The 25881-nt window shown below is 64.3% G+C and carries 23 protein-coding genes; 8 read left to right on the top strand and 15 right to left on the bottom strand.

Annotated elements, in window-relative coordinates; translation table 11 throughout:
• Positions 1-35 precede the first annotated feature (35 nt).
• From ACSH0F_RS00270 to ACSH0F_RS00230, 9 genes are all read right to left on the bottom strand, one after another.
• Positions 36-1379, bottom strand: a complete 1344-nt coding sequence (locus ACSH0F_RS00270; protein ID WP_435198804.1) for a methyl-accepting chemotaxis protein — start codon at positions 1377-1379, stop codon at positions 36-38.
• 186 nt (positions 1380-1565) lie between these two features.
• Positions 1566-3359, bottom strand: coding sequence for a methyl-accepting chemotaxis protein (locus ACSH0F_RS00265; RefSeq protein WP_435198802.1), 1794 nt, complete (start codon positions 3357-3359; stop codon positions 1566-1568).
• Positions 3356-4942, bottom strand: a complete 1587-nt coding sequence (locus ACSH0F_RS00260) for a putative bifunctional diguanylate cyclase/phosphodiesterase (protein WP_435198800.1) — start codon at positions 4940-4942, stop codon at positions 3356-3358. Before ACSH0F_RS00260 ends, ACSH0F_RS00265 begins: the two co-directional genes overlap by 4 nt.
• A 37-nt stretch (positions 4943-4979) precedes the next feature.
• The gene (locus tag ACSH0F_RS00255) at positions 4980-5843 is read right to left on the bottom strand and encodes a CheR family methyltransferase (RefSeq protein ID WP_278327585.1); all 864 of its coding nucleotides are present in this window, start codon (positions 5841-5843) and stop codon (positions 4980-4982) included.
• Positions 5834-6919 carry a chemotaxis-specific protein-glutamate methyltransferase CheB gene (gene cheB, locus ACSH0F_RS00250; RefSeq protein WP_435198797.1) on the bottom strand — a complete coding sequence of 362 codons (1086 nt, stop codon included), beginning with the start codon at positions 6917-6919 and terminating at the stop codon, positions 5834-5836. The genes ACSH0F_RS00255 and cheB overlap by 10 nt, the downstream gene beginning before the upstream one ends.
• Positions 6920-6930: 11 nt before the next feature.
• Complete coding sequence (locus ACSH0F_RS00245; protein ID WP_278327583.1) at positions 6931-7296, bottom strand: response regulator; 366 nt, start codon at positions 7294-7296, stop codon at positions 6931-6933.
• 56 nt (positions 7297-7352) lie between these two features.
• Positions 7353-7787, bottom strand: a complete 435-nt coding sequence (locus ACSH0F_RS00240) for a chemotaxis protein CheW (protein ID WP_435198795.1) — start codon at positions 7785-7787, stop codon at positions 7353-7355.
• A complete protein-coding gene (locus ACSH0F_RS00235; protein WP_435198793.1) occupies positions 7784-10201 on the bottom strand; it encodes a chemotaxis protein CheA in 2418 nt (805 codons plus the stop codon). Before ACSH0F_RS00235 ends, ACSH0F_RS00240 begins: the two co-directional genes overlap by 4 nt.
• Positions 10202-10247: 46 nt before the next feature.
• Entirely contained in the window at positions 10248-11615 is a 1368-nt protein-coding gene (locus ACSH0F_RS00230; RefSeq protein ID WP_435198791.1) for an MATE family efflux transporter, read from the bottom strand.
• Between the two features lie 128 nt (positions 11616-11743).
• Here ACSH0F_RS00230 and ACSH0F_RS00225 point away from each other — a divergent pair, with 128 nt between their 5' ends.
• A complete protein-coding gene (locus ACSH0F_RS00225; RefSeq protein WP_435198789.1) occupies positions 11744-12286 on the top strand; it encodes a (2Fe-2S)-binding protein in 543 nt (180 codons plus the stop codon).
• Between the two features lie 238 nt (positions 12287-12524).
• Here the strand turns inward: ACSH0F_RS00225 and ACSH0F_RS00220 are convergent, their stop codons facing one another.
• Positions 12525-14621: a TonB-dependent receptor gene (locus tag ACSH0F_RS00220; RefSeq protein WP_435198787.1), complete on the bottom strand. Its 2097-nt coding sequence runs from the start codon at positions 14619-14621 to the stop codon at positions 12525-12527.
• A gap of 181 nt (positions 14622-14802) precedes the next feature.
• Here ACSH0F_RS00220 and arsC point away from each other — a divergent pair, with 181 nt between their 5' ends.
• Entirely contained in the window at positions 14803-15147 is a 345-nt protein-coding gene (gene arsC, locus ACSH0F_RS00215) for an arsenate reductase (glutaredoxin) (protein ID WP_435198785.1), read from the top strand.
• Between the two features lie 196 nt (positions 15148-15343).
• Here the strand turns inward: arsC and ACSH0F_RS00210 are convergent, their stop codons facing one another.
• On the bottom strand, positions 15344-16702 hold the full coding sequence (locus tag ACSH0F_RS00210; RefSeq protein WP_435198783.1) for an MFS transporter: 1359 nt from the start codon (positions 16700-16702) through the stop codon (positions 15344-15346).
• A gap of 114 nt (positions 16703-16816) precedes the next feature.
• Here ACSH0F_RS00210 and ACSH0F_RS00205 point away from each other — a divergent pair, with 114 nt between their 5' ends.
• On the top strand, positions 16817-17452 hold the full coding sequence (locus tag ACSH0F_RS00205; protein ID WP_435198781.1) for a class I SAM-dependent methyltransferase: 636 nt from the start codon (positions 16817-16819) through the stop codon (positions 17450-17452).
• 7 nt (positions 17453-17459) lie between these two features.
• On the opposite strand, the gene ACSH0F_RS00200 is transcribed toward ACSH0F_RS00205, so the two are convergent.
• Entirely contained in the window at positions 17460-18302 is an 843-nt protein-coding gene (locus ACSH0F_RS00200) for a hypothetical protein (RefSeq protein ID WP_435198779.1), read from the bottom strand.
• A gap of 42 nt (positions 18303-18344) precedes the next feature.
• Between ACSH0F_RS00200 and lipB the strand changes: the two genes are divergently transcribed.
• Positions 18345-19016, top strand: a complete 672-nt coding sequence (gene lipB / locus ACSH0F_RS00195) for a lipoyl(octanoyl) transferase LipB (protein ID WP_435198777.1) — start codon at positions 18345-18347, stop codon at positions 19014-19016.
• On the top strand, positions 19013-19333 hold the full coding sequence (locus ACSH0F_RS00190) for a hypothetical protein (RefSeq protein ID WP_435198775.1): 321 nt from the start codon (positions 19013-19015) through the stop codon (positions 19331-19333). The genes lipB and ACSH0F_RS00190 overlap by 4 nt, the downstream gene beginning before the upstream one ends.
• A 3-nt stretch (positions 19334-19336) precedes the next feature.
• Here ACSH0F_RS00190 and ACSH0F_RS00185 read toward each other — a convergent pair whose 3' ends face one another.
• Positions 19337-20443 (bottom strand): alkene reductase, encoded by a 1107-nt coding sequence (locus ACSH0F_RS00185; protein ID WP_435198773.1) that lies wholly within the window; start codon positions 20441-20443, stop codon positions 19337-19339.
• A gap of 54 nt (positions 20444-20497) precedes the next feature.
• Between ACSH0F_RS00185 and ACSH0F_RS00180 the strand changes: the two genes are divergently transcribed.
• Positions 20498-21406, top strand: a complete 909-nt coding sequence (locus tag ACSH0F_RS00180) for a DMT family transporter (protein WP_435198771.1) — start codon at positions 20498-20500, stop codon at positions 21404-21406.
• Between the two features lie 4 nt (positions 21407-21410).
• Here ACSH0F_RS00180 and ACSH0F_RS00175 read toward each other — a convergent pair whose 3' ends face one another.
• Both ACSH0F_RS00175 and ACSH0F_RS00170 read right to left on the bottom strand, forming a co-directional pair.
• The gene (locus tag ACSH0F_RS00175) at positions 21411-22727 is read right to left on the bottom strand and encodes a DUF2254 domain-containing protein (protein WP_435198769.1); all 1317 of its coding nucleotides are present in this window, start codon (positions 22725-22727) and stop codon (positions 21411-21413) included.
• On the bottom strand, positions 22724-24010 hold the full coding sequence (locus ACSH0F_RS00170) for a DUF2254 family protein (protein ID WP_435198767.1): 1287 nt from the start codon (positions 24008-24010) through the stop codon (positions 22724-22726). Before ACSH0F_RS00170 ends, ACSH0F_RS00175 begins: the two co-directional genes overlap by 4 nt.
• 180 nt (positions 24011-24190) lie before the next feature.
• On the opposite strand from ACSH0F_RS00170, the gene ACSH0F_RS00165 reads away from it, so the two are divergent.
• Together ACSH0F_RS00165 and ACSH0F_RS00160 are read left to right on the top strand one after the other, a co-directional pair.
• On the top strand, positions 24191-25057 hold the full coding sequence (locus tag ACSH0F_RS00165; protein ID WP_435198765.1) for a bacteriorhodopsin: 867 nt from the start codon (positions 24191-24193) through the stop codon (positions 25055-25057).
• A complete protein-coding gene (locus tag ACSH0F_RS00160) occupies positions 25057-25881 on the top strand; it encodes a Brp/Blh family beta-carotene 15,15'-dioxygenase (protein ID WP_435198763.1) in 825 nt (274 codons plus the stop codon). Before ACSH0F_RS00165 ends, ACSH0F_RS00160 begins: the two co-directional genes overlap by 1 nt.

The raw sequence follows: 25881 nt of genomic DNA, 5'->3' as shown, positions 1-25881 counted from the left end.
CGCCGTCTGCGCGTCGCCTGCGGTAAGCGGATCGCTTAGCTTGCGCGGACCTCGGCAGTGAAGGCCTGCATCTTCGCGCGCAGGGCTTCGGCCTGCAGTTCGAGTTCTTCCGCCGATGTCAGCACCTGGCTGGCGGCAGCCCCTGCCGAAAGTGACGTCTCGCGAACCTGCGTGATGCTGCCCGAAACCTCTTCGGTCGAGCGGGCGGCAAGGTCGATACTGCGGGCGAGGTCCTGTCCGGCAACCGATTGCTGGTCGACGGCACTGGCGATGGACACGGCCGTGGTTTCGAGTTCGCGGATCTGGTCGACGATCGAACGCAGCGCGCCGACGCTGGCACCGGTCGAATTCTGCATGTCCCGGATCTGGTCGGCAATTTCCTCGGTCGCTCGACTGGTCTGCGACGCGAGTTCCTTCACCTCGCTGGCGACGACTGCAAAACCGCGCCCTGCCTCTCCGCCTCGTGCCGCTTCGATCGAAGCGTTGAGCGCGAGCAGGTTCGTGCGTTTGGCGATCGACTGAATCAGCTCCACGATCGCGCCGACCTGATTGGCCGAAGTGGCGAGGGCCGAAATCGTGTCGTCCGCGCCGGTAGCGGTCTCGGTCGCCTTGCGTGCCAGATCGGCCGAATGCGCCGCCTGTCGGCTGATTTCGCCGATCGACATGGCGAATTCGTCGGACGCCGCCGCAGCCGCGGTCGCGCCGTTGGATGCCTGCTCCATCGAATAGATGACCTGTTCGGCCTGCCCGGTCGCCTGGTTGGCGGTAGACGCCATGCCTTGCGCCGTCGTCTTGAGCTGGCTCGATGCCGCTGCGACACCGCCGGCGATCTCGCCGACGCTGGAGTCGAGGTTGGCAGCCAGCTGGAGTAACTCGGCCTTGCGGGCCTTCTCCGAGTTCTGCTTCTTTGCGAAGAGCTCGTCGAGCTTGTGGCCGGACTTGGTGAAAACGTGCAGTGCGCGCGCGAGGTCTCCGATTTCATCGACCCGATCGGTACCGATCAGCTCAATGTCGCGGGCACCCGCTGCGAGGCGAGTCATTTCCCGGCTGATGTGCGAATAGGGCGCAATCACCCGTTTGCGCATGAATTGCAGGGCGATCAGGCTGACAGGCACGCTGAAGCCGACAATACCGAGTATTGCGATCAGGGCCAGTCGGCTGCTCGCGGGTGAAATAAGCCCCCAGGCGGCCAGGGTTCCGATGACCGCAAGACCGCCAACCGACATAAGGGAGGCCAGCACCGCCTTGTCGTCGAGCGACTTGCCCATGAACCACGCGCCGACGCCGCTGACTTCATCATCCCGCACGCCGGTACCTACTTCAACGTCGGCGATCTCGCGGATGAGATCGTGTTCCAGGAAATTCGTCGGCGCGTTCATGCGTCACTCCCATTAAGCTGTTGCTAACTGTAAGACAGGAGCGCTTGCGAAATGGTTAAGCGGTGAGAATTCGGTCTCGATCGCGTGGCGCCGTGATCAAGGCGATTGGTGCGCAAGACCGGCGATTTGTTTTCAAAAGCTGCGACGGTCGCGTCGGCAGCAACGCAGATCGGAGGCTCTTTCCGGTCACCCCTGACGGACTTGCCCGAGGAATGTGGCGACCTGCTGGCGTAGCTCGGCCGCCTGCTGTTCCAGATCGTTCGCCGAACTCAACACCTGGCTTGCTGCGGCTCCGGTCTCCAGCGAGGTCTCGCGGACCTGCGAAACATGGCGGGACACATCATCGCTGGCGCGCGCCGCCATGTCGATGCTGCGCGCGAGATCGCGGCCGGCCACCGACTGCTGATCGACTGCGCTGGCGATCGAAGTCGCCGTCGTTTCAATCTCGCTGATCTGGCGCGCAACGGCGCGTAGAGCGCTGACGCTGGCACCGGTGGAGTCCTGCATGGCGCGGATCTGGGCGGCCACGTCGTCGGTGGCGCGGCTGGTCTGCGCCGCAAGTTCCTTTACTTCGCTGGCGACGACCGCGAAACCGCGGCCCGCCTCCCCGCCACGCGCCGCCTCGATCGAGGCGTTGAGAGCAAGGAGATTGGTGCGCTTGGCGATGGACTGGATCAGTTCGACGATCGCGCCGACCTCGTCGGCTGAAGTCGACAGCGCGGAAATGGTGTCGTCCGCACCCTTCGCGGTGTCGTTGGCCTGGCGTGCAAGTTCGGCCGAATGCGATGCCTGCCTGCTGATCTCGCCGATCGACATTGCGAATTCGTCGGATGCGGCAGCCGCCGCCGTTGCTCCGGTCGAAGCCTCGGCGATGTGGCGCGCCGCCTCGCCTGCTTCCTGCGATGTGCGGTGGGCGGTTTCGCTCATCGCTCCTGCCGTGCGCTGGAGCTGGCTTGAGGCACTCGCCACGCCGCCGACGACCTTGCCGACAGTCGTTTCGAAACGATCCGCGACGCGCTGCATCTCCTTGCCGCGCTCCGCGCGCAGAGCTGCGCGTTCCTCGGATAGTTGCTCGAATTCCTGCGCGGACTGCGCAAATACCTCGAAAGATCGCGCAAGGTCGCCGATCTCGTCGGGGCGGCCTGTGCCTGGGATGTGCATGCCCTTTTCACCCGCCGCGAGGCGCGTCGCAACATCGCTGATCCTGCCGAGTGAGCGCGAGAGATCACCGCCGATGTAGCGGTTGCTGAACAGCACCAGCACTGCGCCGCCTGCGCACATCACGAAGAACAGGGCAAAGAGCATGACGATGCCGGATCGGGCTTTGTCATCTTCGGCTTCGCCCACCGCGACCAGTTCGTCGCGCAGGTCGCGGGCCGCTGCTATGATATCGTCACCTTCGACGAAGACGCTGTCGGAGAACGCTAGCCATTGCTCCTGGGAACCGCGCGAATTGCTGGCAGCGGCAACGCGCGAGGCGAGGGCGGCGAGCGAAGCATTGAGTTCGTCGATCACGGGGATGGTCGTCGGAGCTATCTCGTTCGCGTGCGACTCGATCTCGCGAAGCGTCCTATCGGCTTGCCGCAGCGAGTCCTGCGCTGCGGCCAGATCCTCCGGATTTCCCGTGACCGCATAGTGCTGGACGAACAGGCGAGCGTCTCCGATTTCCGCCACCATCTGGGCGGAATCGTAGGTTGCCTCGGAGATTTCGATCCGTTCTTGGCGCAGTTCCACTGCGTACCAGCCCCCTCCGAGGATCGAGAGGAGAATAAGCGCCACGGCAGCGATGTTGATCCAGGCGATGGCATCGAGTTTCTGACCGACGGTCTTCGAATACATCCAGCCCCTGATGCCGCGCACTTGTTGTTCGACGTCGGTGGATTCGAAAGTGGCAGGCTCTAGCTTTTCGCCGAAAACCTCTTCGGGCATAACCTCGTATTCGGCGACGAAGTCGCCGCTCGCTTCGGAAAGAGCGTTCATGCTACTTTTTTACCCTTGGGAGTTTCTGCGACCATGGATTGGACTGGCTGGCCGAGATGCTGCCCGATTTCACCGGCCGGCATCGCCTTGAAGTAGAGCCAGCCCTGGATCTGGTCGCAGCCGGCAGCGCGGACCATGTCAGCCTGTTCCTGCGTTTCGACGCCCTCGGCCGTGACGCCCATTTTCATGGCCCGTGCGACCGTGATGCTGGACAGCATCATCGCGCGGCTGCCGTCGTCCTCGCCGGCCTGCACGACGAGGCTGCGATCGAGTTTCAGCTTCTCGAAGCGGAACTGGCGCAGGAAGCCGATCGAGGCATAGCCGGTCCCGAAATCGTCGAGGGCGATGCGCACGCCGAACCCCCGGATGAGCGCAAGGCTGCGTTCGGCAACGACCGGATCGAGCACCAGACAAGTTTCTGTGATCTCGAGTTCGAGCCGTTCGGCATCGAAGCCGGTTTCCTCGAGGATATGGCCGAGCTGGACCGGGAATTCGGGATTGCGAAGCTGCGCCGCGCTGATGTTGACCGACAAGGTGATGTCGTCCCAGGCCAACGCATCGATGCAGGCCTGCCGCAGGACCCATAGGCCGATCGCGTTAATCAGCCCGCTTTCCTCGGCCACCGGAATGAAGACATTCGGGCCGATAGGCTTGTCGTCGGGACGCTCCCAGCGCAGCAGGCACTCGACCGCAACGACCATGCGCGTGGTACTGTCCACCAGCGGCTGGTAATTCAGGCGAAACTCGTCACGCGCCAGAGCTAGGCGCAATTCGTCGTCGAGTTCCTTGATCTGCTCGCGGCTCTTGTCGAAGGCCGGATTGAACCAGGTGCAGCGCATCTTGCCGCCACGTTTGGAGGCATACATGGCCACATCGGCGCGGCGCAGCAATTCGGAGGAACTGACGGTATCCCCGGCATTGCAGCGTGCCAGGCCGATGCTGGCACCAAGGGTCAGGCGGCGATCGTCGACATTGACGGGCTTGGCCAGTCGCTCGACGATCCGGCGGCACAGCCCTTCGAGCAAGGTGCCCGCGAGGGGACCTGCGGCCATGACGGCGTATTCGTCCCCGCCGAGCCGATAGATCGTCGCCTCGCCTTCGGTCATCTCCACGAAGATGCGCGAACATTCGCGAATCGCTGCATCGCCGACGAAATGACCATAGTGATCGTTGACGAGTTTGAACCCGTCGAGATCGACAAGGGCGAGGGCGACCTCTTCGCCGCTCAGCGCCTTGCGCTGCATATCGCGGTGAAGCGCGCGGCGATTGGGCAGGCCGGTCAAGCTGTCGCTCATGCTCAAGATTTCCGCCCGGCGCAGGTGGCGGATGCCCGAATAAGCGAGCAAGCCGACCGCAGCAGCGAAAATAACGGTGCCGGTCGCCAGGATGGCCATGGGCTGGCCGATGCCGAGCCGACTGCTCGCCATGGTGAGCGCAAAAGTCGTCAGGAAGATACCGGCCAGGATTACCAGTGGCCCGAAGACCATAGCCCTGTTGTCGCTGACAGCCTGATCCTGCCGAGTTTCCACCAATGCCCCCGATTGCAACCGTTCGATGTTCTGCAACATGGCGATAGCGGTCATTCGCTAAGGATTGGTGAAGCCGCGTTTACCTTGTCCGTCACGCGGAGGCCCGGTGCTGGAACGTGCGGGTGGCGCGAGCATGGACGGAAGTCGGCCGGTAAAGTGACGACCCCCATGGCGAAGGCTCGAACCGTTCGGTCTGGCCCACCACCGATTCTCCGGCGCCGAGCATCAGCAAACCGTCGCTGGCTGTCGCGCTGGCCAGACGGTCGAACACCGTACGGCGGATGTCCGTGTCGAAGTAGAGCAGCACGTTGCGGCATAGCACGAGATCGAATTGGCCCGGATGGGGCGGGTGGTCGAGAATGCTGTGCTGCTGGAAGCGGACCATCGAACTGATCTTGTCGTTGGCCTGCCAGCCGCGCGGGGTTTCGGTAAAGAAGTTGAGCATTTGCGCGACGCTGATGCCACGCTGGATCTCGAACTGGGTGTAGCACCCGGTCTTCGCCGACGCGATCGCCTTGCCGGAGATATCGGTTCCAAGTATCTCGATATCCCAATCCTGCCAGCGGCCGGGCTGTTCGCAGAACAGCATCGCGAGGCTGAGCGGTTCCTGTCCCGTCGAACATCCGGCGGACCAGATACGCAAACGCTTCGATCCGGCGCGCCTGCTTGCGAGATCGCCCAGAACCTGATTTGCCAGCATCGCGAAATAGACGTGATCGCGGAAAAAATAGGTCTCGTTGTTGAGCAGAGCTTCGACGACCTTGGTCGCCAGATGGTGCTCGCCGGGACGTTCCAGCATGCAGGCCAGCTGATCGACATTGTCGAGGCCGAGTTCGCGGAACAGGCCGGCAAGCGCCGTGGAGACGCGCCAGCGCCGGTTTTCTGTCAATTGCTGTCCGGTGCGCTGTTCGAGGAGATCGGCGATTATCTTGTGGGACGCGTCGTCTACGCCCATGCCTCGGCCCCCACGCTGGCGAGCACTTTTTCCGCGAGTTCCTCTGGCGGGCTGGCCGCGGCGACAAGGCCCATCTCGGTCACTGCGCGCGGCATGCCCCACACCGCGCAAGTCTCGGCATTCTGGGCGTAGAGCGTGCCGCCTGCCTTCGCGATCGACTGCGCGCCTTCGGTGCCGTCGCGGCCCATGCCGGACAGCAGGACTGCGGCGACTCGCCCGTCGAACGCTTCGGCGAGGGATTCGAACATCGGGTCGACGGAAGGCATGCAACCGCTCTTCACCGGATGATAGGCAAGCCCGGTGACGTAGCGCCCGCCCGACTTGCGCACGACCATGTGGCCGTGGCCCGGTGCGATGACGATTTGGCCGCGCTTCAGCTCGACGCCTTCGTCGGCGAGGACAGCAGGACGACCGGCGGCCAGTTCCATCTGCTTGGCGAAAACAGGGATGAAGCTGTCCGGAAGGTGCTGCGTGATCAGGATCGGCAGGTCGAAGTTCTTCGGGATCTTGCGCAGGAACAGGTTCAGCGCATGGATGCCGCCGGTCGATGCGCCGATCGCGACCACTTCGGGGCGCTTGCCCGATCTGACGGGCGCCGGGGCGGGGCGCGCTGGCTTGGGCGCTTCCGCATCGACGCCGGCGAGTGCGCGGATCTTGCCAAGCAGAGCTTCACGGTAGCTGTCGTTGAAGCCGCCGGGCCGCGGCTTGAGCATGGTGTCGGCTGCACCGAGCGACAGGGCCTGAACGGTGTGCTCGGCGCCGTCTGCGGTCAGCGAGGAGATGACAAGGACCTCGGCCCCGGGCGCGGCTTGCTGGATTTTCGGCAGCGCTTCGATCCCGCCCATCCCGGGCATTTCGAGATCGAGCATGATCACATCGGTTTCATGCGTGCGCAGTTCGTCGAGCCCGCGTTCGGCCGTATTGGCCGTGGCGACGATGCAGATGTCCTTTTCCTTCTGGAGCATGCGCGTGAAGACGGTTCGCACGGTCAGCGAATCGTCCACGATCATCACCCGGACCTTGCGGCCCCCCGATGCGGCGGGATCGGCCCTCTCGCTGCGAAGCACTGCGCTCATTGACGGCCTCCTCAGGCCATGCCGACAAGCTGGAGCTTGATCTGCAGGGTCTCGTGGTCAAACGGCTTCATCACATATTCGTCGGCGCCTGCGCTGATCGCTTCGCGGATATGCGCCACGTCGTTTTCGGTGGTGCAAAAGACGACCTTCGGCTTGTCGCCGCCGTCGCGCTGGCGCAGCTGGGTGATGAATTCGATGCCGGTCATTACCGGCATGTTCCAGTCGAGCAGGACCACGTCCGGCATCGATTCCATGCAGCGATCGAGACCTTCCTTGCCGTTCTCGGCTTCCTCGACCTCGAAATCGAGGGTTTCGAGAATATGGCGCGATACCTTGCGGATGACGCGCGAATCATCGACGATCAGGCAGGTTTTCATGTCATTGGACCTCGTGTGTTTCGGGCCCTTGTACCGCCCGAGGGGTAACTATTCGCTTAAGCGGCCTCTTCCATCGGGCCTGCTATGAGCGAAGACGTGTCGATCAGTAGGGTGGGGCCGCTCTCGGTCTCGACCATGCCGCGGGCGGCGCGTTGCCATCCGGCGCCGAAACCGCCGGGCACGGCCACCGGCTGGCTGAGCGCTTCGCCGACATCGTAGGCGGCATCGACGAGCAGTGCGTAGAGATGGCCTTCGACCTCGACCACCGCCGCGCGCTGGTCGTCTTCTGCAACCGTCTTGTCGAGGCCAAGGGCGAGCGAACAGTCGATCACCGTCAACGCCTGGCTGCGCAGGGCCGTGAGGCCGAGAATGAAGTCCGGCGTTCCCGGGATCGGCGTAATCTCCTCGATCTCGATCACGGACTGGACATCGCTCGCCGGGATGGCCGCGTGGCGGCCTGCGACGAGGCATTGGAGCAGCAAATCGGTCATGCGGTCCTCCCGAGGCGGGCCTGTTTGAGCGCGGCCAGCAGGCCGTCGCGGTCGTAGCGGTAAATGGTACCGCCATCGGCTCCGGCATTGTCCGGATCCTGGGTCAGGCGGATGACGCTGCGGGCGCCGGCGGATTGTTCGGGCTGTGCGATTTCGGCCAGCTGGATCTCGACATCGGCATCTTCGCCGTCATCGGCAGCGATGCGGTATCCAGCTGCCTCGACCAGCGGTTCGAGAATCGTACGCGCCCAGTCGCTATCGCCCGGAATGCGGCACGACAGCACATCATCGGTCCGCCGCTGGACGCGCTGGCGGGCGAATAGAGCATGCCCGTCGAGTACCGGCACCAGCGAGTCGCCGACGAGGGTCACGCCCTCTATCAGGGGATCGTCCTGCGAAGGAATGACCTCGCCATCCATATCGGCGGCGTCGAGCACTTCGTTGACCGCATAGACGACTTCGCTCTCGCCATCGGTCAGGCGCAGCAGGCGGCACCGGTCTTTCGGCAGCTCGCCGAATTCGAGACCGAGCAGCGTGAATACCGACCCGTCGATGACGGCCTGCGCTCGATTGCCTTCGATGTCGATCGCCTCGCGCGACACGGTATCGATCCGGCGAACCATGTCGAGCCGTACGGCGCGTTTGCGATCGTCGAGCCCGGCAAAGAGCATGATCGGCACGGCCTTGCGGCCCTTTTCGACGACCTCTTCTTCGACAACCTCGGTCGTGCGGCCCTCGCCCATGTGCAGGCGATTGGTCGCGATGCTCGGCAAATCAAGCAGCATCATCGGGCGGCCGTCGTCGAGCAGGGTGGTCCCCGCATAGAGCCGGGTTTCCATGACCGCCGGGGCGATTGGTTTGACGACCACGTCCTCGTGGTCGAACACGCGGTCGACGGCGAGGGCGAAAACGTCGTCGCTGGCGAGACGGATGAGGACCAGCGTCTTGCTGTCCCATTCCGCATCGTCGATCTCGTCGATGCCGAGAATGTCGCCCAGCGCGAGGCAGGGGACGCGCTTGTCGCGGAAAGTGACGAGGCGGCGGTCGCCGGCGGTGGCGAATTCGACATTGCTGCTGCTGCCGAAGACGATCTCTTCGACATAGCTGCGCGGGATCGCATATCGCTGGCCGCCGGCGCCGACGGTAAGGGCTGCGATGATGCTGAGAGTGAGCGGCAGCTTGAGATGGAAGCTGGCGCCTTCGCCCGGCTTGCTGACGACATCTATGGAGCCACCAACGCGTTCGATATTGGCGCGCACCACATCCATGCCCACGCCGCGCCCGGAGACCGAGCTGACTTCATTGGCAGTCGACAGGCCAGGCTCGAAGATGAGCATGTGCTTGCGCCGATCGGACATGCGGTCGATTTCACTTCGGGAATAGAGTCCGGCGGCGACGGCCTTGTCTGCGAGACGGTCGGTGTCGATGCCCCGGCCATCGTCGGAGACCACGAGGCTGATCTGGTTGCCGGCCTGACGCGCTGCGAAGCGGAGCAGACCGATCTCGCGCTTGCCGTTTTTCAGTCGCTCGCCGGGGCCTTCGATGCCGTGATCGATGGCGTTGCGAATGATGTGGGTCAGCGGATCGCGGACCATTTCGATCATCTCGCGATCGAGTTCGACCTCCCCGCCCTCGAAATCGACCATGACCTGCTTGCCGAGTTCGTTCGACAGGTCGCGGACAAGGCGGGGGAGCGAACTGAATAGATGCTCCAGCCGCTGCATCCGCATACGGGTGATCGCCGCGCGGACGTCGGCGAGGATGGTCGAGAGGCGATCGAAGGGTCCGTCGATCGTCGGCTGTTCCCCGGCCTCGCGCAGGCGGCGCGACAGGTCGTTGCGCGCCAGCACCATGTCGGACACGCCCTTCATTACCTCGTCGAGCAGGTCGACCGGCAAGCGAATGGAGCGCTGTACGGCCTGAGCGCGGGCGGGTTTGGGTGCGGAGCTCTCGATGTCGGAGCCTTCGTCATTGTCGGCTTCGCCCGCATGCTGGTCGTTCGCCGGTTCGGCTTCCGGCATCACGGCGCTGGCGACGACGATGTCGTCGCTGCCCTGGAGTGCGGCAATCAATTTGTCGTCGCCGCCTTCGGGGAATTCCTCGCCGGCTTCGATGGCGTCGGTCATCTCGCTGATGCGGTCGATGATGGCGAGTACGGCGGAGACGAGCGCGTTGTCGGCTTCGCGGCGTCCGGCGCGGCATTCCGACAGCGCGTCTTCGGCAGCGTGGCTCAGTTTCTCGAGTCGCGGGAAATCGAAGAAACCGCAATTGCCCTTCACGGTATGGACGAAGCGGAAAATCGTATCGAGCCGCGCGCGGTCGGACGGGTCCGCTTCCCAGGCGACGATCTCCCCGCCGCTGGCTTCCAGCATTTCCCGTGTTTCGGCGACGAAGTCCGCCAGAAGATCATCCATTAAACTGCCCCTGATCCGATCGGAGGCCAGCTATGCAGCAAGATGGTTAACGATTGGTTTGGGGAACTGCGCTCGATTCCGACCGGTCGCGCAGCACCTGCCAGACGAGGAAAGTCGCCAGTGCGCCCCCGGCGATATTGGCGGCGAGTTCGGCGGCATAAATCGCTTCGGAGCCCCAGCTTCCGCGCAGCAGCCAGCCGAAGGGGAGCATTACAAGGAAGACACGCGCCGCACTCTGCGCTAGCGCCACGCCTGCGCGATCGACCGCGTTGAGCGCGCCATTGGCGACGATCAGCAGGCCGAAGCCGGCATATCCCCAGACCGCGATGGCGAGGTAGCGGGAAAACTCGTCCACGACTGACGGATCGTCGGTGAAGAAGCGCGCGAACCAGTCGCCGGTGAAGAACAGCAGCACTGCGGTCGCGAGGCCGTAAACGATGCAGAACAGCGCCGACCACCACATTGCGCGGCGAGAGCGGTCGGGGCGGTTGGCGCCCCAGTTCTGGCCCACGATCGCACCGATGGAGCCGGACAGCGCCAGCAGCGGGACCGTGGCGAAGCTCTGCAAGCGCCCGGCAGCTCCGAAGCCCGCCACGGCCGCTTCGCCCTGGCTGGCGAGCAGTGCGGTAAGCACGGACAGGCCGATGGGATTGATTGCATTCGAAAACGCTGCTGGTCCGGCCACGGAAAGGATCGCCTTGCTCGAATCACCGACATTGCAGCGGCGGATGGTGGCCGGGTTGATCGGCAGTTGCGCGCCCTTGATCAGGTAGAGCGCGACGAGGATGGCGATGAAGAACCCGGCAATCGTGGCATAGGCCGCGCCGGCAATCCCGAAGCCGCCGAAACCGAATGCGCCGGTGATAAGGATCGGATCGAGCACCCAGTTCGCTGCCGAATAGGTGATCGAGACATAGCTGGTCTTGCGCGCCTCACCCTGACCGCGCAGCACGCCGTTCAGCCCCATCTGCAACAGCAGGACCGGCAAGCCCAGCGCATAGGGCTGCATATATTCGCGGATCAGCGGCAGCAGATTGTCCGATGCCTGCATCAGCTGGAACAGCGGATCGAGCATGGCGAATAGCAGGAGACCCATGACCACACCGATCGCCAGCGCGAAGATCGCGCCGAAGTTCGCGCGCCGCTCCGCACGATCGCGGTCCCCTTCGCCCAGCGCGCGGGCGATTACCGAATTGATCCCGACCATGACGCCTACGCCGAGGCTGGAGAGCGCGATGGTGATCGGAAAGATGAAGGCGACTGCGGCCAGTTCCTGCGCGCCCAATTGTCCGATGAAATAGGCATCGATCAGGCCGACCGACATTATCGCGGCGACCCCGATGATCATCGGCGCAGTCTGGCTGACGAGGTGGCCGCGGATGCTCCCGGTGGTGAGTTTGGCCGTCTCGCTCATCGCCGGTGCGCCTAGCTGGGGGCGAGCGCATTGCCTAGCGGAGAAATGCGCTGCGCCGCTTGCCCGCGTGCGACCGACCGTGCGATAGCGCGGCCGTCCAGTTCACCCGCAAGGCAAAGCGCGCATCCATGACCAGCATGACCGTCAACGGCAGGCCAGTGCGGTTCCGCATGGATCCCGACACGCCGCTTCTCTGGGCGCTGCGCGATGCGGCCAACCTCACCGGCACAAAATATGGCTGCGGCGAGGGAGATTGCGGGGCCTGCATGGTGCATGTCGATGGCGAGGCGCTGCGGTCCTGCCTGATCACCATCGGCGAAGCGGAAGGGCGCTTCATCACCACGATCGAGGGGCTGAGCCGCGATCGCACCCACCCGGTGCAGCAGGCGCTGGTGGCCGAGCAGGCGATCCAGTGCGGTTTCTGCACGCCCGGCATCGTCATGGCGGCGAGCGCCTTGCTGGAGAAGAGCGGGTCGCCATCCGAGGCGGAGATCAAGGCGGCGATCCCGAACCTGTGCCGCTGCGGCGTCTATCCGCGACTGGTTCGCGCCATCGAGCGGGCAGGACGCGTCGCCCGGCGGCAGGAGCGGATCAGCGCCGCGCCGGTGCCGGGCATCAGCGTCGAGGACGCGGCTCGCGATGTACCCGCCATCAGCGCGCCGCAGGACTGATACCGGGCGACAGATAGGCGACAAAGGCGACACCCTGTCGCCTTGCGAAAGCCACGACAAGCCACTGAATTACTTAAACGATCATACCAGAGTGCGGGCGGTACACCGGCGCATACCCCCCCCCCCCCCCCGGGGGGGGGTGTTGCATCGCCACCCTGCTTCGACCGGCCATGACAAAGAGCGGCAGCAAGCCTAGCCCGCCGCCGCTCCTGTAGGAAAGCCGGTATCGGCGCTGCGATCAGAGCTCGAAGCGCACGCCCAGCTTGGCGGTCAGTGGCTTGCCCGGCTGGATGTTGTTGTCGCCATGCGCGCTCGGATAATACTCCTCGTCGAGCAGGTTCTCGACATTGAGCTGCAGGCTCACCCGTTCGTTCAACGTGTAGAACACCGCCGCATCGACGCGGGTGTAGGACGGCAGGACCACATCGTTGCTGAAGCTGGCGAACTGGCTCGACTGGTGGACCAGGCCGACGCCTGCACCGAGGTTGTCGGTAAAGTCGTAGCGGCCCCAGGCGCCGATCTGGTGTTCCGGCAGCTGCTGCAGCTCGGTCCCGATGCCGCCGGAATTGGTCGCCGAGCGAATCTCGCCGTCGAGATAGGTGTAGCCGACATTCACATGCAGCTGGTCGGTGAGCGATCCGGCAAGGCTGGCCTCGAAGCCCTGCACGCGCGTTTCGCCCGTCTGCAGCACCACATTCTGCACCGGATCGGTGAAAGCCGTGTCCTTGCGGTCGAGCCGGAAGACGGCCGCGGTCACCAGCAGGTCCGCGCGCGGGGCGTATTTGACGCCAGCTTCCCAAGTCTCGAAGCTTTCGGGCTCGAGATTTATGCTGGTGTCGTCCAGCACGGTGAACTGGTCGCCGGAGGCGGGGAGGAAGCTTTCCGAATAGCTGGCATAGATCGACAGGCTGTCCTGCGGCTTCACGATCACGCCCAGGCGCGGGCTGATCTTGTCGTCCTTGCGCGAGCCGAAGAAGTCGTTGCCGATGTCGTAGCTCTCGAGATCGAACTCGTCATAGCGTGCGCCGACGATGACCTGCAGCCAGTCAGCCAAGTCGATCTGGTCCTGAATATAGAACGATAGCGTCGACAGCTCGGAGGTCGAGGCGCGCTGGAAGTCGAGCGTGAAAGGCGGCACGAAGATCGTGTCGGCCAGCGGAACGTCGGTCGGTTCGCCGAAGATCGCCCGGTCGCGATCGGCATCGGTGTCCTGGCGCGAGAATTCCGCGCCCACCAGAAGCGTGTGGCCGATGCTGCCGGTGTTGCCTTCCCAGACGAGATTGGCCTGACCGATCAGGTTCTCGCGCACGGTGCCGCTCTCGTAACCGCCCAGGCTGACGGTATCCGCGATGCCGTCGCCATCGGTGTCCGATGCGCCCGAGGGCACGATATTCGAATAGAACTTGTCGTAATGCGCATATTGCACTGTGGCATTGGCGCTCAGGCCGCCGTCGAAATCGTGATCGATACGCGCGCGGGCGATATGCGCTTCTACGTCACTGTAATTGTAGTCGGGATCGCCGAAGAAGGTCTCGTCATTGCCGGTCAGCGGGCGGCCCAGGAAAGACGGCACGCCGCGATCGACCACGCGCTGGTCGTCGTCATAGGTGTAGCTGAGGACCAGTTCGGTGGACGGGCCGAGGCCTACGGTCGCCGTCGGGCTCACCCCGATGAAGCGGCCTTCGTAGACATCGCGATGGTTGTCGAATTCCTCGTAAGTCGCGTTGAGGCGCAGGGCGAGCGCGTCACCTGCGGGCAAGCCGATGTCGGAGGCGAGGCTGAAAGCGCCGTGCGTGTCGACGCTGGCGGCCCCGGCGAGGCGTAGGTCGCCGATCTCGGCCTTCTTGCTGACACGGTTGATCGCGCCGCCACCGGCTCCGCGGCCGAAGATGAGGGCATTGGCGCCCTTGAGCACCTCGACGCGCCCCACATTGTAGAGCGGGCGGTAATATTGTGCATCGTCGCGTAGACCGTCGATGAAGAAGTCGGCGGTGGTTTCCTGGCCGCGGATGAACACCTCGTCGCGGTGGCCTTCGCCGGTCTCCAGGCTGACACCGGGTACGAAGCGCAGCGCTTCGTTCAGCGAAGTGGCGTTCTGGTCGTCCAGCTGGTCGCGGGTGATCGCGGTGACGGCCTGCGGCACGTCGATCAGCGGGGTGGGGGTCTTGGTGGCGGTCAGCCCATCGTCGGAGCCGTAGCCATCGGCGTCGCCGGTGACGACGATGTCGCTGGGCAGATAGTCGCGGTCGGGCTGCTCGTCGGCGAGCGCGGGCGTAGCGGCGAATGCGGTCGCGCTGCCGATAAGAAGGGCAGCGCGGGTGGAAACGATCCTCATAAAGTAGGCTTTCTATTCTTGCGAATGATTCTCAATCTGAGAGGCCCTGCTATTGAGAACAATTCGCATTCGCAACCGCAAAAGCGCTTTCTGCCGACGGAAAAATCGCAAGCGCCACTTTCACTGATCGCAACAGTCGCTTAATCGGACCGCGCAAACGCTCGAGCAGGAGAGGTTAGAGATGAAGGCGACGATCTGGCACAACCCGAAATGCGGCACTTCGCGCAAGACACTAGCGATTCTGGAAAATCTGTCGAACGTCGATGTGACCGTGGTCGAGTATCTCAAGGACCCGCCGACGAAGGAGAAACTGGCGCAGCTCTATCGCGATGCGGGAATCTCTCCGGCGCAGGGCTTGCGGATGCGAGGGACCGACGCGGCGGAGCGCGGCCTGCCCGATGCCGACAACGACACGATCCTCGACGCGATGGTCGCCGACCCGATTCTGATCGGGCGCCCGCTGGTCGAGACCGACAAGGGCGCGCGCCTGTGCAGGCCGCAGGATACGGTGCTGGAGATTTTATAGGGGGTTTTTGTTTGGTGCGGTCAGGACATCCGTCCTGACCTTGCTGTTCCGTCCCGCTCCCCCTCCAGACCACCCATGGCATTATACTGATTGGGTGGTCGGGAGGGGGAGCGGGACGGAACAGCAAGTCTTCGACGGATGTCGAAGGCGCACCCAGCGAGGAAAACCCGGATGCGCTTTCCGCACTCGACTAAGCCTAGTTTCTATCTTTGGTCAGCGCGCTGTCGTGCTGGAGGCTGACCCAGCCATAGGCGAAGACGATGGCGCATAGCGCCACGATGAGGCCGAAGCCGAGCCAGTCGGAGTGGCCGTAAAGCCAGACGCCTAGCGCAGGAGCATAGATGAAGCTCGCGCCTGCAACCGAGGCGGTCACGCCGGAAGCCTGCCCTTGCTCGGCGCGCGTCACGGCAAGCGATGTGCCGGCAGTCGTCCCCGGCCGGAACAGGCCGAAGCCGAGCGAGGCGATGGCATAGGCCAGCGCGATCGAATGGAGATCGTCCGCCACGCCGAGGAAGGCGACCCCGAAAGCGGCCACTGCAATGCCGGACAGCGTGGCGGCGCGAGGGCCGAGATCGAATCGCGGGATCAGGCCCCATTGCGCGAGCAAGGTCGCGATCGCTCCTGCCATCAACACCAGCCCAACAGGCCCGGCACCTTCTGCCGGCGTGTCCCGAAGGCCGAGGCGATCGAGCACGAGGAAGCCCGAGATACCCAGCACCATCGCCTGCGCATGCCCGCCGAGCAGGCCGGCTATGACCCAAGGCCGCAACCGCGTTTCGAACCAGCGCAGTTTGTGCGGTTCGACGGCGTCTTCGTCCTCGTCTTCGTCGTCGCTGCCGGAGACTTCCGATGTCGGGCTGCCGGAATAGGGTGCGTCATAGGCCTTGCCGCGCGCGGGGTACTGCGGCGTGTCGTTCGGCAGTCGCAGGCGCAAGGCGACTAGCGCGAGGATGCCGATCACAGAAAAGATCAGGAACGGGCCGGTTAGCCCGACGAAGGGCAACACCATCAGCGGGGCCAGCGCGGGGCCGATCACCGTGCCGAGGCCGAAGCTGGAGGCGATCAGCGAGAGCGCCTGCGTGCGCTCGGATCGCGGAGTGCGCGCGGCGACATAGGCTTGCACCGCAGGCGGCGCGGCGCTGCCGAAGCCACCGTAAAGGCTCCGTGCGACGGCAAACAGCAGCAGTGCCCAGAAGGCCGTGAGATAGCCCGAGAGGCCGAGCCACAGCATCGCGCCGCACAGCGAGAAGCTGGCGATGAAGCCGGTCAGCCCCAACGCCATCATCGCCTTGCGCCCACGCCGGTCGGACCGCTCCGCCCAGAACGGCGCGCAGATCACCCAGAGCAACGCCGACCAGCTGTAGGCGAGGCTGATCCACACATCGTCGATCTGCAGCGCCGTGCCGATCGAGGGCATGACGGATTGCATCGCCGTATTGCCCGCTGCCGTCACCAGCATGACGGTGAATAGCAGCGTCATCCGCTCGCGCGAGATGGCCCGCGGCATGGCGGGCTTGGCGGGCGCTACGGATTTGGCGGGATCGACATCGGCCATGAATGTGCTGCGCTAGGCCCAGTCTCGCCAGCTTGCAACGGGACATGCGCTTGCAATGCCATTCCTGCGCTGCCAGAGCCGGGGATGTGTTTTAGAGGTCGCTAAGGAAGTCAATTGTCGTCCGATAACAGTGTAGGCGCAATCCACCGCCCGTCGCTCCGCCGGAAAGCCGCGCGCTTCTTCGGGCAGTTCGGCGTGTTCTTCCGCGGATTCCTCGAAGAACCGAAGATGGTCGGCTCGATCATCCCTTCCTCGCGATTTACCATCGCCAAGATGCTCGCCCCGGTGAAATGGGACGAATGCAAAGTTTTCGTCGAATACGGGCCCGGCGTCGGCACCTTCTGCCAGCCGGTGCTGGACCGATTGCCGCGCGACGGCATCCTGATCGTGATCGATACCAACCCGCTCTATATCGACTATCTCAAGAAGCATTTTCGCGACAGCCGCTTTCACGCGGTCCACGGCTCGGCTGCCGATGTCGAGGATATCGTCAAGGCGCACGGCGCGGACCACGCCGATTACGTGCTGTCCGGCCTGCCGTTCTCGACCCTGCCGGATGGCGTAGGACCGGCGATCGCCGAGGCGACCTATCGCATCATCCGGCCCGGCGGGGCCTTCCTGGTCTACCAGTTCTCCGGCAAGGCGCGCGATTACATGGCCAAGCATTTCGAGCGGATCGAGAGCGGGTTCGAGCCGCTGAACGTGCTGCCCTGCCAGCTGTTCTGGGGCTGGAAAGAACCGAAGGGCTAATCAGCGCTCAGGCGGTCGGCGGCACGCTCGGCCCGGAGCGCTCCAGCCGCCGGAACTGACGATGCACTGCGGCGAGCACACTGGTGGTCAGCACGACAATCGCCGTCACGGCTGCTGCCGTTGCGATGGAATTGCCGATCTCCGCCACGGTAGGCCCGCCGATGGACAGCACCAGTCCGACCACCAGCAGCGCCACGAGCAGCGCGACGAATGCGCCGACGGCAAGCAGCAAGTAGAAAGCCAGCAGGCGCCCACCCTGTCCCTTGGTCATCGCCCACGATCCGGTCAGCGCGCGGATCGGGTTCTTCTCCCCGTCGACCGCCACGAGCGGCAAGACAAGCGACAGCCGGGTGAACAGGTAGAGGGCGAGCCCGAAAGCGAACAGCGTTGCGACGAATGCGAGCGCGCCGAGCCCGGTCAGGCTGGCTAGCGAGACGATCAGCAGCACGATGAAGTTGATCGCGAGCGACTGGAGGATCAGGGCCAGCCATGCGGGGAGGATTGCCTTGCCGCCGATCCCGATAGCCTCGCCGACGGTCGGGCTCGCGCGGCGGCCGATCAACGCGAGCATCGATAGCTGGCCGATGGTGGCCACCACCGCGATGATCGCGAAGATCCACCAGGTCTTGGCGTAAAACGCATTCATCGCCTGCATCGCCATCTCGAAGCTCGCCCCATCGGGCAGGTCCGGACGCTCCGCCACGGCGGGCAGCAACAGCATCGCCACCGCGTAGGGCAGGAACACGAAGATGCCGGAGATCGCGAAGAGCAGCCCCGAGTTTTCGCGGGCGAGGCGCACGGCATCGCGCCATGCGGTGTCGAGGTCGAATTTCATGCGATCCCTTGTCATCGCCTCTTGATAAGCGCGTCGGCAGTCGCCACGCAATCGCCGATGTCCCAATCGCCCCCCGAAACCGTCGAATGGCGTGCCGAAAGCGGCCAAATCGCCTATCGCGATGCACTCGCGGTGATGGACAAGCGCAATCGCGCCATCGGCGAAGGCGAGGCGAGCGAACTGGTCTGGCTGCTCGAACACCCGCCGGTCTACACGGCAGGGACCAGCGCCGACGGCGCGGAACTGCTGGATCCACGTTTCGAAGTGGTCGAGGCCGGGCGTGGCGGGCGCTACACCTATCACGGGCCGGGCCAGCGGATCGGCTATGTCTTGCTCGATCTGAAAGAGCGCGGGCGCGACGTGCGCTGCTTCGTCCATTCGCTGGAAGGCTGGGTGATCGCGACGCTCGGCGACATCGGTGTCGAAAGCTGGCGCGCGGACGGCCGCATCGGCATCTGGACGCGCGACATCGACGGGCGCGAGGCGAAGATCGGCGCAATCGGCGTGCGCGTGCGGCGCTGGGTGACGATGCACGGCTTCTCGGTCAATCTCGCGCCGGACCTCACGCATTTCACCGGCATCGTTCCTTGCGGGATCGACGAATTCGGCGTCACCAGCCTGCAAAGGCTCGGGATCGAGCTTGCGCCGGAGGCCTTCGATGCGGCATTGCATGCGCGGCTGGGCGATTTTCTCGCCGCGCTGGATGGAAAGGACTGTGCGCTCCCATGACCCGAGGTTTTCCGCTTGCCCTTGTGTGCGCGCTCGGATTGGCCGCATGTGGCGACGATGCCGCCGAAGCTCCGGCCGAAGGCGACGAGCGCGGTGCACGCGGCGAGGTGCTGGGCGGCACGATCAGCGACGACATGATCCCGCTCGACCAGTTGCAATCGCAATCCGCGCCGCAAAACCCGGGTCCGGACAGTGGCGATGGTTCGGACGCTGGTGGCTCGCAGGAACCGGCAACCGAAGCGCCAAGCGAAAGCGCGGCGGAAGCAGAAGCCCCCGCCGCGCCTGAGGAGTCCGAAGAAGAACCCGCTGAAGAATAGGCGTTATTCCGCCGCTTCGGCCCCGGCCAGCGTCGGATAATCGACATAGCCTTCCGGTCCCTGGCCGTACCAGCTGCGCGGCACATCGACATTCGGTGCGATCTCGGCCCCGATGCTGAAGCGTTCGGGCAGGTCGGGGTTGGAGATAAAATCGCGGCCCCAGCTGACGGCATCGGCGCGTCCGGCGTCGATATCGGCCACTGCCTCTTCGGGCGAATAGTCGCTGTTGAGCACCAGCGGGCCCGTGTAGAGCTGGCGGATGAGCGGGCTCTGCTTCGGCACTTCGGTCGAACCGAAGGTCCCGTCAGGTCCCGGCTCGCGCAGTTCGACAAAGGCGAGGCCCAATTCTTCGCAGACCTTGGCCGCTTCACCGAAGGTCGTCGCCGGATCGCTGTCGTCGCAGCCTTGCGTTTCGCCATTGGGCGACAGGCGCACGCCCACGCGGTCCGCGCCCCACACATCGACCAGCGCGGTCAGCACTTCCTTCAAGAAACGCGCGCGGTTTTCGGCACTGCCGCCATACTCGTCTTCGCGCAGGTTGGTGCTATCGCGCAGGAACTGGTCCACCAGATAGCCATTCGCGCCGTGCAGTTGAACGCCGTCGAAGCCCGCCTTCTTCGCGTTCTCCGCGGCGTGGCGATAATCCTCGACGATGCGCTTGATGTCGTCGGTCGTCGCCTCGCGCGCCTGCTCGTAATCCTTGCGGCCTTCGAACGTATGCGCATGGCCCGGCGCGGTGGTCGCGCTGGCGGAGACCGGCGGATTGCCGCCCAGGAACAGCGGGTGGACGAGGCGGCCCATGTGCCACATCTGCAACACGATCAGCCCGCCTTCGGCATGGACTGCATCGGTCACCAGTTTCCAGCCTTCGACCTGTCCGTCGCTCCAGATACCAGGCGCGGCCGGCCAGCCGAGGCCTTCCACGCTGATGCCGGTTGCTTCGGAGATGATCAGCCCCGCGCCAGCGCGCTGGCGGTAATAGGTCGCCATCATTTCATTGGGGACCGATCCGGGCTGGGTCGAGCGGCCGCGAGTTAGCGGGGCCATGAAGATGCGGTTCTTTGCCTTCAGACTGCCCATGGTCAGCGGCTGGAAGAGTGTTTCGTGCATGCGGCCAATTCCTTTTTTGCTGGCGCGTGATGGGCATTGAGCTAGGTCGCGGGCATGGAGCGCGCAACCGTCACGGCGGACAAGAATGGCTATCAGCCCAGCGCATGGCACTTTGCGGCGCTGATCGCGGGCAACGCCGCGCTGGCCCTGGGGCCCTGGCTGGTGCGGCTGGCCGATACCGGACCGGTTTCCGCTGCATTCTGGCGGCTCGTGCTGGCGCTTCCGCTGATGGCCCTGCTCGCATGGCGCGCCCGCGGGAAGGCTCCGCTGGACTGGCGCTTGGCCGCGCTGTGCCTGGTGGCGGGCGCATTCTTCGCCATCGATCTCGCCAGCTGGCATATCGGCATAGAGCAGACCCGGCTCGCCAATGCGACGCTGTTCGGCAATTCGGGCAGCGTCATCCTGATGGTCTGGGGGCTAGTGGCTGCCCGCCGCGCGCCTTCGGGGCGCGAAGGGGCTGGCGTGCTTGCTGCGCTGGTTGGTGCCGCGATTTTGCTCGGGCGCAGTCTCGAGATTTCGACGGCGACTTTCGTCGGCGATCTGTTCTGTCTTGCCGCCGGCATTTTCTACGCTTTCTACCTGCTGCCCGCACAGACGGCGCGGGCGACGCTGAACCCGTGGCTGGTGCTCGTGCTGGTCGGCCTTGCCGCATCCCCGCTGCTGCTGGGCATGGCCGTGCTGGCAGGCGAGCCGATCCTGCCGGGACCGGCGGGCTGGACGCCGGTATTGCTGCTGGCCTTTTCCAGCCAGATCGTCGGGCAAGGGCTACTAGTATTCTCGCTTCGCCATTTCCCGCCGCTTATTATCGGCATGGCCCTGCTGACCCAGCCGGCGCTGGCAGGGCTGGTCGGCTGGCTCGCGTTTGGCGAGTTGCTCGTGCCGCTGGACATACTCGGCATGGCACTTGTCGGCGCCGCGCTGGTGCTCGCGAAAACGCCCGCGAAGGTCGGGCAGGTGCGCTAGCCGCTTACCAGAAGGTCTTGTTGAACTCGGTCACGTGAGTTTCGAACCGTTCGAGGTCCGGGCCGGCGAGCGCCAGTCGCGCCTGCGCCGCAAGCCGCTCCGCCTCCTGCTTGAGCAGGGCCTGCCGTCCTTCGTCGCCGATCGGCACAGCGGCGTGGGCAAGCGTATCCAGCATGACCTCCGCCGCCAGCGGCGACGTCGCCACGCCGCTGCGGATCGCGCCGAAGCCGCGCTTTACGTAGTGCGCGAAATCGTCGGGCAGGGGGATGACAGGACACCCATCCTCATCGTCGCCGCAGATATGCTTGAGCAGGTCCCGCCGCCCGATCTCGGCAGTTGCCGCGCCGAGCCAGTGCAGCGCGGTGATGGCGGTGAACGGATCGTTGATGCCGGGCGATAATGCGCGCAGGCCGATCTCGACCAGCTCGTCGATCAGGAACTGCGGATCCTGCTCCGGCGTGCGCGTAGCGCCAAGCGTGAAGCTTTCGCGGACACGGTCCTCGACCTTGTCCGGGTCGCAGCCGTCGACTTCTACCAACACCATCTTGGGATGCACGAAGTCGCCAGTGCGGACCCTCAGCGAAAAAGTGCAGCCTGAGTCTTTCCCGATGGCCGCAAGATCGGAGAAATCGATCATCTGTACATAGCCGGTTTTCCAAGCCTCCAGCGGTTCGCCGCCCTTCGGCTCGACGGGATCGGTAAACTCGTCTTCGACCGGGTAGGTATCCTTGATGGTTTCCAGCAGCCTCTCCCCGATCCCCTTCAGCACCTTGTTGATGCGAATGCTGGACGGGATGTGGTTGAGGAAGAAAACGAGCACCGCGACGCATAATGCCATCAAGACATAAGCGACCAGCAGCGACAGTTGCGGTGTGAAGCCGGGCAGGGCGGTGGCCCCGGCGGTTTCGATCGAGGCTGCTGTTTCGTCCTCGCCCCGCACCGCGCGCAGCACGATCAGCGCATAGACGAAGCTGCCGATGAAGGTCGCGAGGCTCAGCTGGTTGCCGCGATCTTCCATGAAATTGGTCAGCAGGCGCGGGCCGTAATTGCCGCTGGCATAGGCGACGGCGGCGATGGTGATGGAAAAGACGGTCGAGGCCACACCGATCATGCTGCCCGCCATCACGCTCAGCATGGTGGAGGCGCCATCGGGACGCGCCGGGATGATCCAGCTTATATCGTTCAGGAATTCGGCAAAACCCAGCCGGTCGATCGTGACCATCGCGAAGGCGAGGATCGCGGCGAGAATGGAAAACAGCGCCGGATAGAACCAGTAATTGGCGTTCAGTCGCGACCAGAAAAAGCGGATCTCTGCAGTCATTCGTGCCCTTCTGTGCCGGTCTGCTGCGCGAAACCTTTCGCGAAAGCCTCGCGAATGTCGTGGCGGTCTTTGTCGAACTGCGCAACGGCGACGGCATGGTCGCTGAGGTCTAGTGCCAGCTGGCGCAGCATATCGACGAGGCCACCGCTTGCGCCGTCCGCCTCTTTCCGCTCGGCAATCCGCGCATAATTGTCGATCATGCGGACGCTGACCGATGGGTACTGGCAGGCAGCCTGCCGGAAAGCGCTGAGCGGGTCGGCGAACAGGCCGCGGAAATCCTGGCCGATGAGGATTAGCCAATCCTCGCCCTCCAGAGCGGGCACATGGTCATCGGATATATAGGTACTGGTCTGGCTCTCGATGATCGCGGCCAGCTTGTCGGCGCAGGTCAATGCCGTGTAGAAATCGTTGATCGCCGGCGACAGCGCGCGTGCGGCGATCTCGACGATTAGCCGGATGCGGAAGACGACGCCCTGGTTGTCCGACCGATAGGCTCCGATCGGGATAAGCCGATTGATATCGTGGCCGTCGAGCTCGGCTTCCGAGCTGATGAGCTGCTCGCCCTTCATGACATGCTGTCCCGGCGCGACATGAACCATGACGCGTTTCTGCGAGCCGGAGAACGCCTTGCAAAAGCTCTGGATATCAACGTCCTCGACATAGCCTTCGCGCGGTGCGTGGCAGCTATGTGCCAGATTGTCGCCGACAGGTTCGACACCCGTGAGGGACAGGCTGCGGTCCTCACAATCGTTCGCCAGCCTGTCGATCGAAGTGTCGACGAACATCGTGCGCGCAAGGTCGTGCAGCGACACCGCGAGCATCGCGACATTCACGGCCTGGAGGAACAGTACCGTACCCACCAGCAGCAGCGGCGTATCCTCCAGCGAGGCCTCCGCATCGATCGACAGCATCGCGACGAGCGAGACGATGAGGCAGAATGATAGGCCCGCGATGCTCACTCGAACGAGGGGGCGCTCGACCCAGCGGTCGATCAGGCGCACGCCTAGATTGCCCGCTGCTAAACTCAGCACGATCAGCGTGATGGAGAAGTACAGTGTAATGAAAGCGGCGTTGATGCCAGCCGCAACGCCCACGAAATCCTTGGCCGTATCGGAGGTCTCGACCGTCGCCAGGTCGCGCGCCAACAGCCATGCCGTGCCGCCTTCCCGGTCGAGCCAAAGAATGCCGAGGGCCACCGGAATGGCGCCGACCACGGCGCATACCGCCAGCAACCAGTAGTTCGCAAACAGGCGGTGGGCGATCCACCCCGGCAAGCCGGTCATCCGAGTTGGTCGAACCAAATTTCTACACCCTGAGGCGCCATCGAGAATAGACGGCAGATCGGGAACCTAACGTGCGGCCTTCCATTTCGTTGCCACGTCCGTTCGCTTCATCGAATGGCGGCTAATAAGGCGTCGCCGAGGGTGGAACGGACGGTGGACGCAGTCGAGAAAGGACTGCTTATGATTGCTCCTGTCGATGCTAACGCCGTTGGCAATATTGAAAATCTGGTTACTCTCACCGCCGGGCAGTACACTTCTGGATCGCTGATCCTGATGGTCAGCTACGGCGCGCATTTCGCCTTTATTCTCTACTTCCTGATGACGTCGATGCAGCTCGCGCCGCGTTATCGCGTGGTGCCGATCATTTCGGCAGTCGTCATGGCCAGCGCGGGGCTCAGCCTGCTGCGCGAATTCACCACCTGGCAGGAAACCTACGAATTCGTCGGCGGCATGTACCAGCCGGTGGCGGAAGGCGAGACCTTCACCAATGCCTATCGCTATGGCAATTGGACGATCACGGTCCCGCTGCTGCTGACCCAGTTGCCCATCGCCTTCGCGCTGGCTCGGCCCGATTTGCACAAGCGGGCATTCCGCATGGCGATGCCGGCCCTGCTGATGATCTGGACCGGCCTCTACGGCCAGTTCGGCGAGACAGGTGACTGGTCGCGGCTCAACATTTGGGGGGTCATCTCGACCGTCTTCTTCGTCTGGCTGATCATCGAGGTGCGCGGTGTGATCACCGCAGGCATCGCCAACAGCCCGGCTGAGCTCAATGCCTGGCCGAAGAACATCTGGTGGTTCTTCCTTGCGACCTGGGGCCTCTACCCGATCGCCTATGCCCTGCCGCAGCTCGGCTTCACCGGCGACGTAGTTGTGGTACGCCAGCTGCTCTTCAGCATCGCCGACATCTCGTCGAAGCTGATCTACGGCGTGATCCTTTCGCGGTATGTCCTGCGGCGCAGTGCGCTGGAGGGGTATCTGCCCTCGGCCGAGGCGCTCTCGACGACGCCTGCCGGTTCGACGGCAGCCTCGATCCGCGGCGACTGATGGCGTCACGCCCGATCTCCGGATCGAACAGGGGGTCCCGGCTCGGCGCCGGGGCCCCCTATGTCTTTATCGCGCTGTTCGCCGTCGCCGGCCTTGCCCAGCTGGCCGGATCGGGCTTGGCGCTGGCAGTCGGACTAGCTCTCTTTGTCCTCGGCCTCGGTCATGGGGCGGGCGACGAGAACGACGGCGAACTGCGCGCTTATTCCTCGGTGCTGGTCGCCGCTTATGTCGTGACCGGCCTCGCGATCGCCGCGCTTTATCTCGCCTGGCCGGTGCTCTGCCTGTCGATCTTCCTCGCGTTTTCCGCATGGCATTTCGCCCGCAGCGATAGCGGGATGGACCTGCTGCCACGGCTGGCGATCGCCGGACTTGCGGTGGGGGGTAGCGCGCTGCTCAGGCCAGAGGCGACAGCGTATGTCTTCACTGCTGCCCTCGGCGAAACGCCGCCCGCGTTGCTCATGCTGCTTCTCGCCGTTGTCGGAGGTGCGGCTTTGCTCGCTGCTGCGACCTCGATGGCACTGCGCCACGCAGGCGCAAAGTCCGCGGGGCTGGCTGCGCTAGCTTGCTTCCTGTTTCACCCGGTCCTCGCCGTAGGGCTGATCTTCTTCGGCATGCACGCTCTTCCGGTGCAGAAGCGCCAGGTCGCGCGATACGGCGCGTCACAGGTCTTGAAGGCAATCGCGTTGCCCACCGCCGTTGCCACGCTGGCCGCGGGGACAATCGCGCTAGCGGTATGGAGCGGCTGGCTCGCGCTCGACCTTGCGGTCGCGCTCGCCTTCGGCATGGCGACGCCGCACATGCTGACCGAGCGGCTGGAGCGCTAG

Origin of the sequence: Qipengyuania sp. 902, assembly GCF_051195295.1 — a bacterium.
Lineage (GTDB): Bacteria > Pseudomonadota > Alphaproteobacteria > Sphingomonadales > Sphingomonadaceae > Qipengyuania.
Note: the sequence above shows the minus strand (reverse complement) of the source record. Positions and strands in the feature narration are given on the sequence as shown.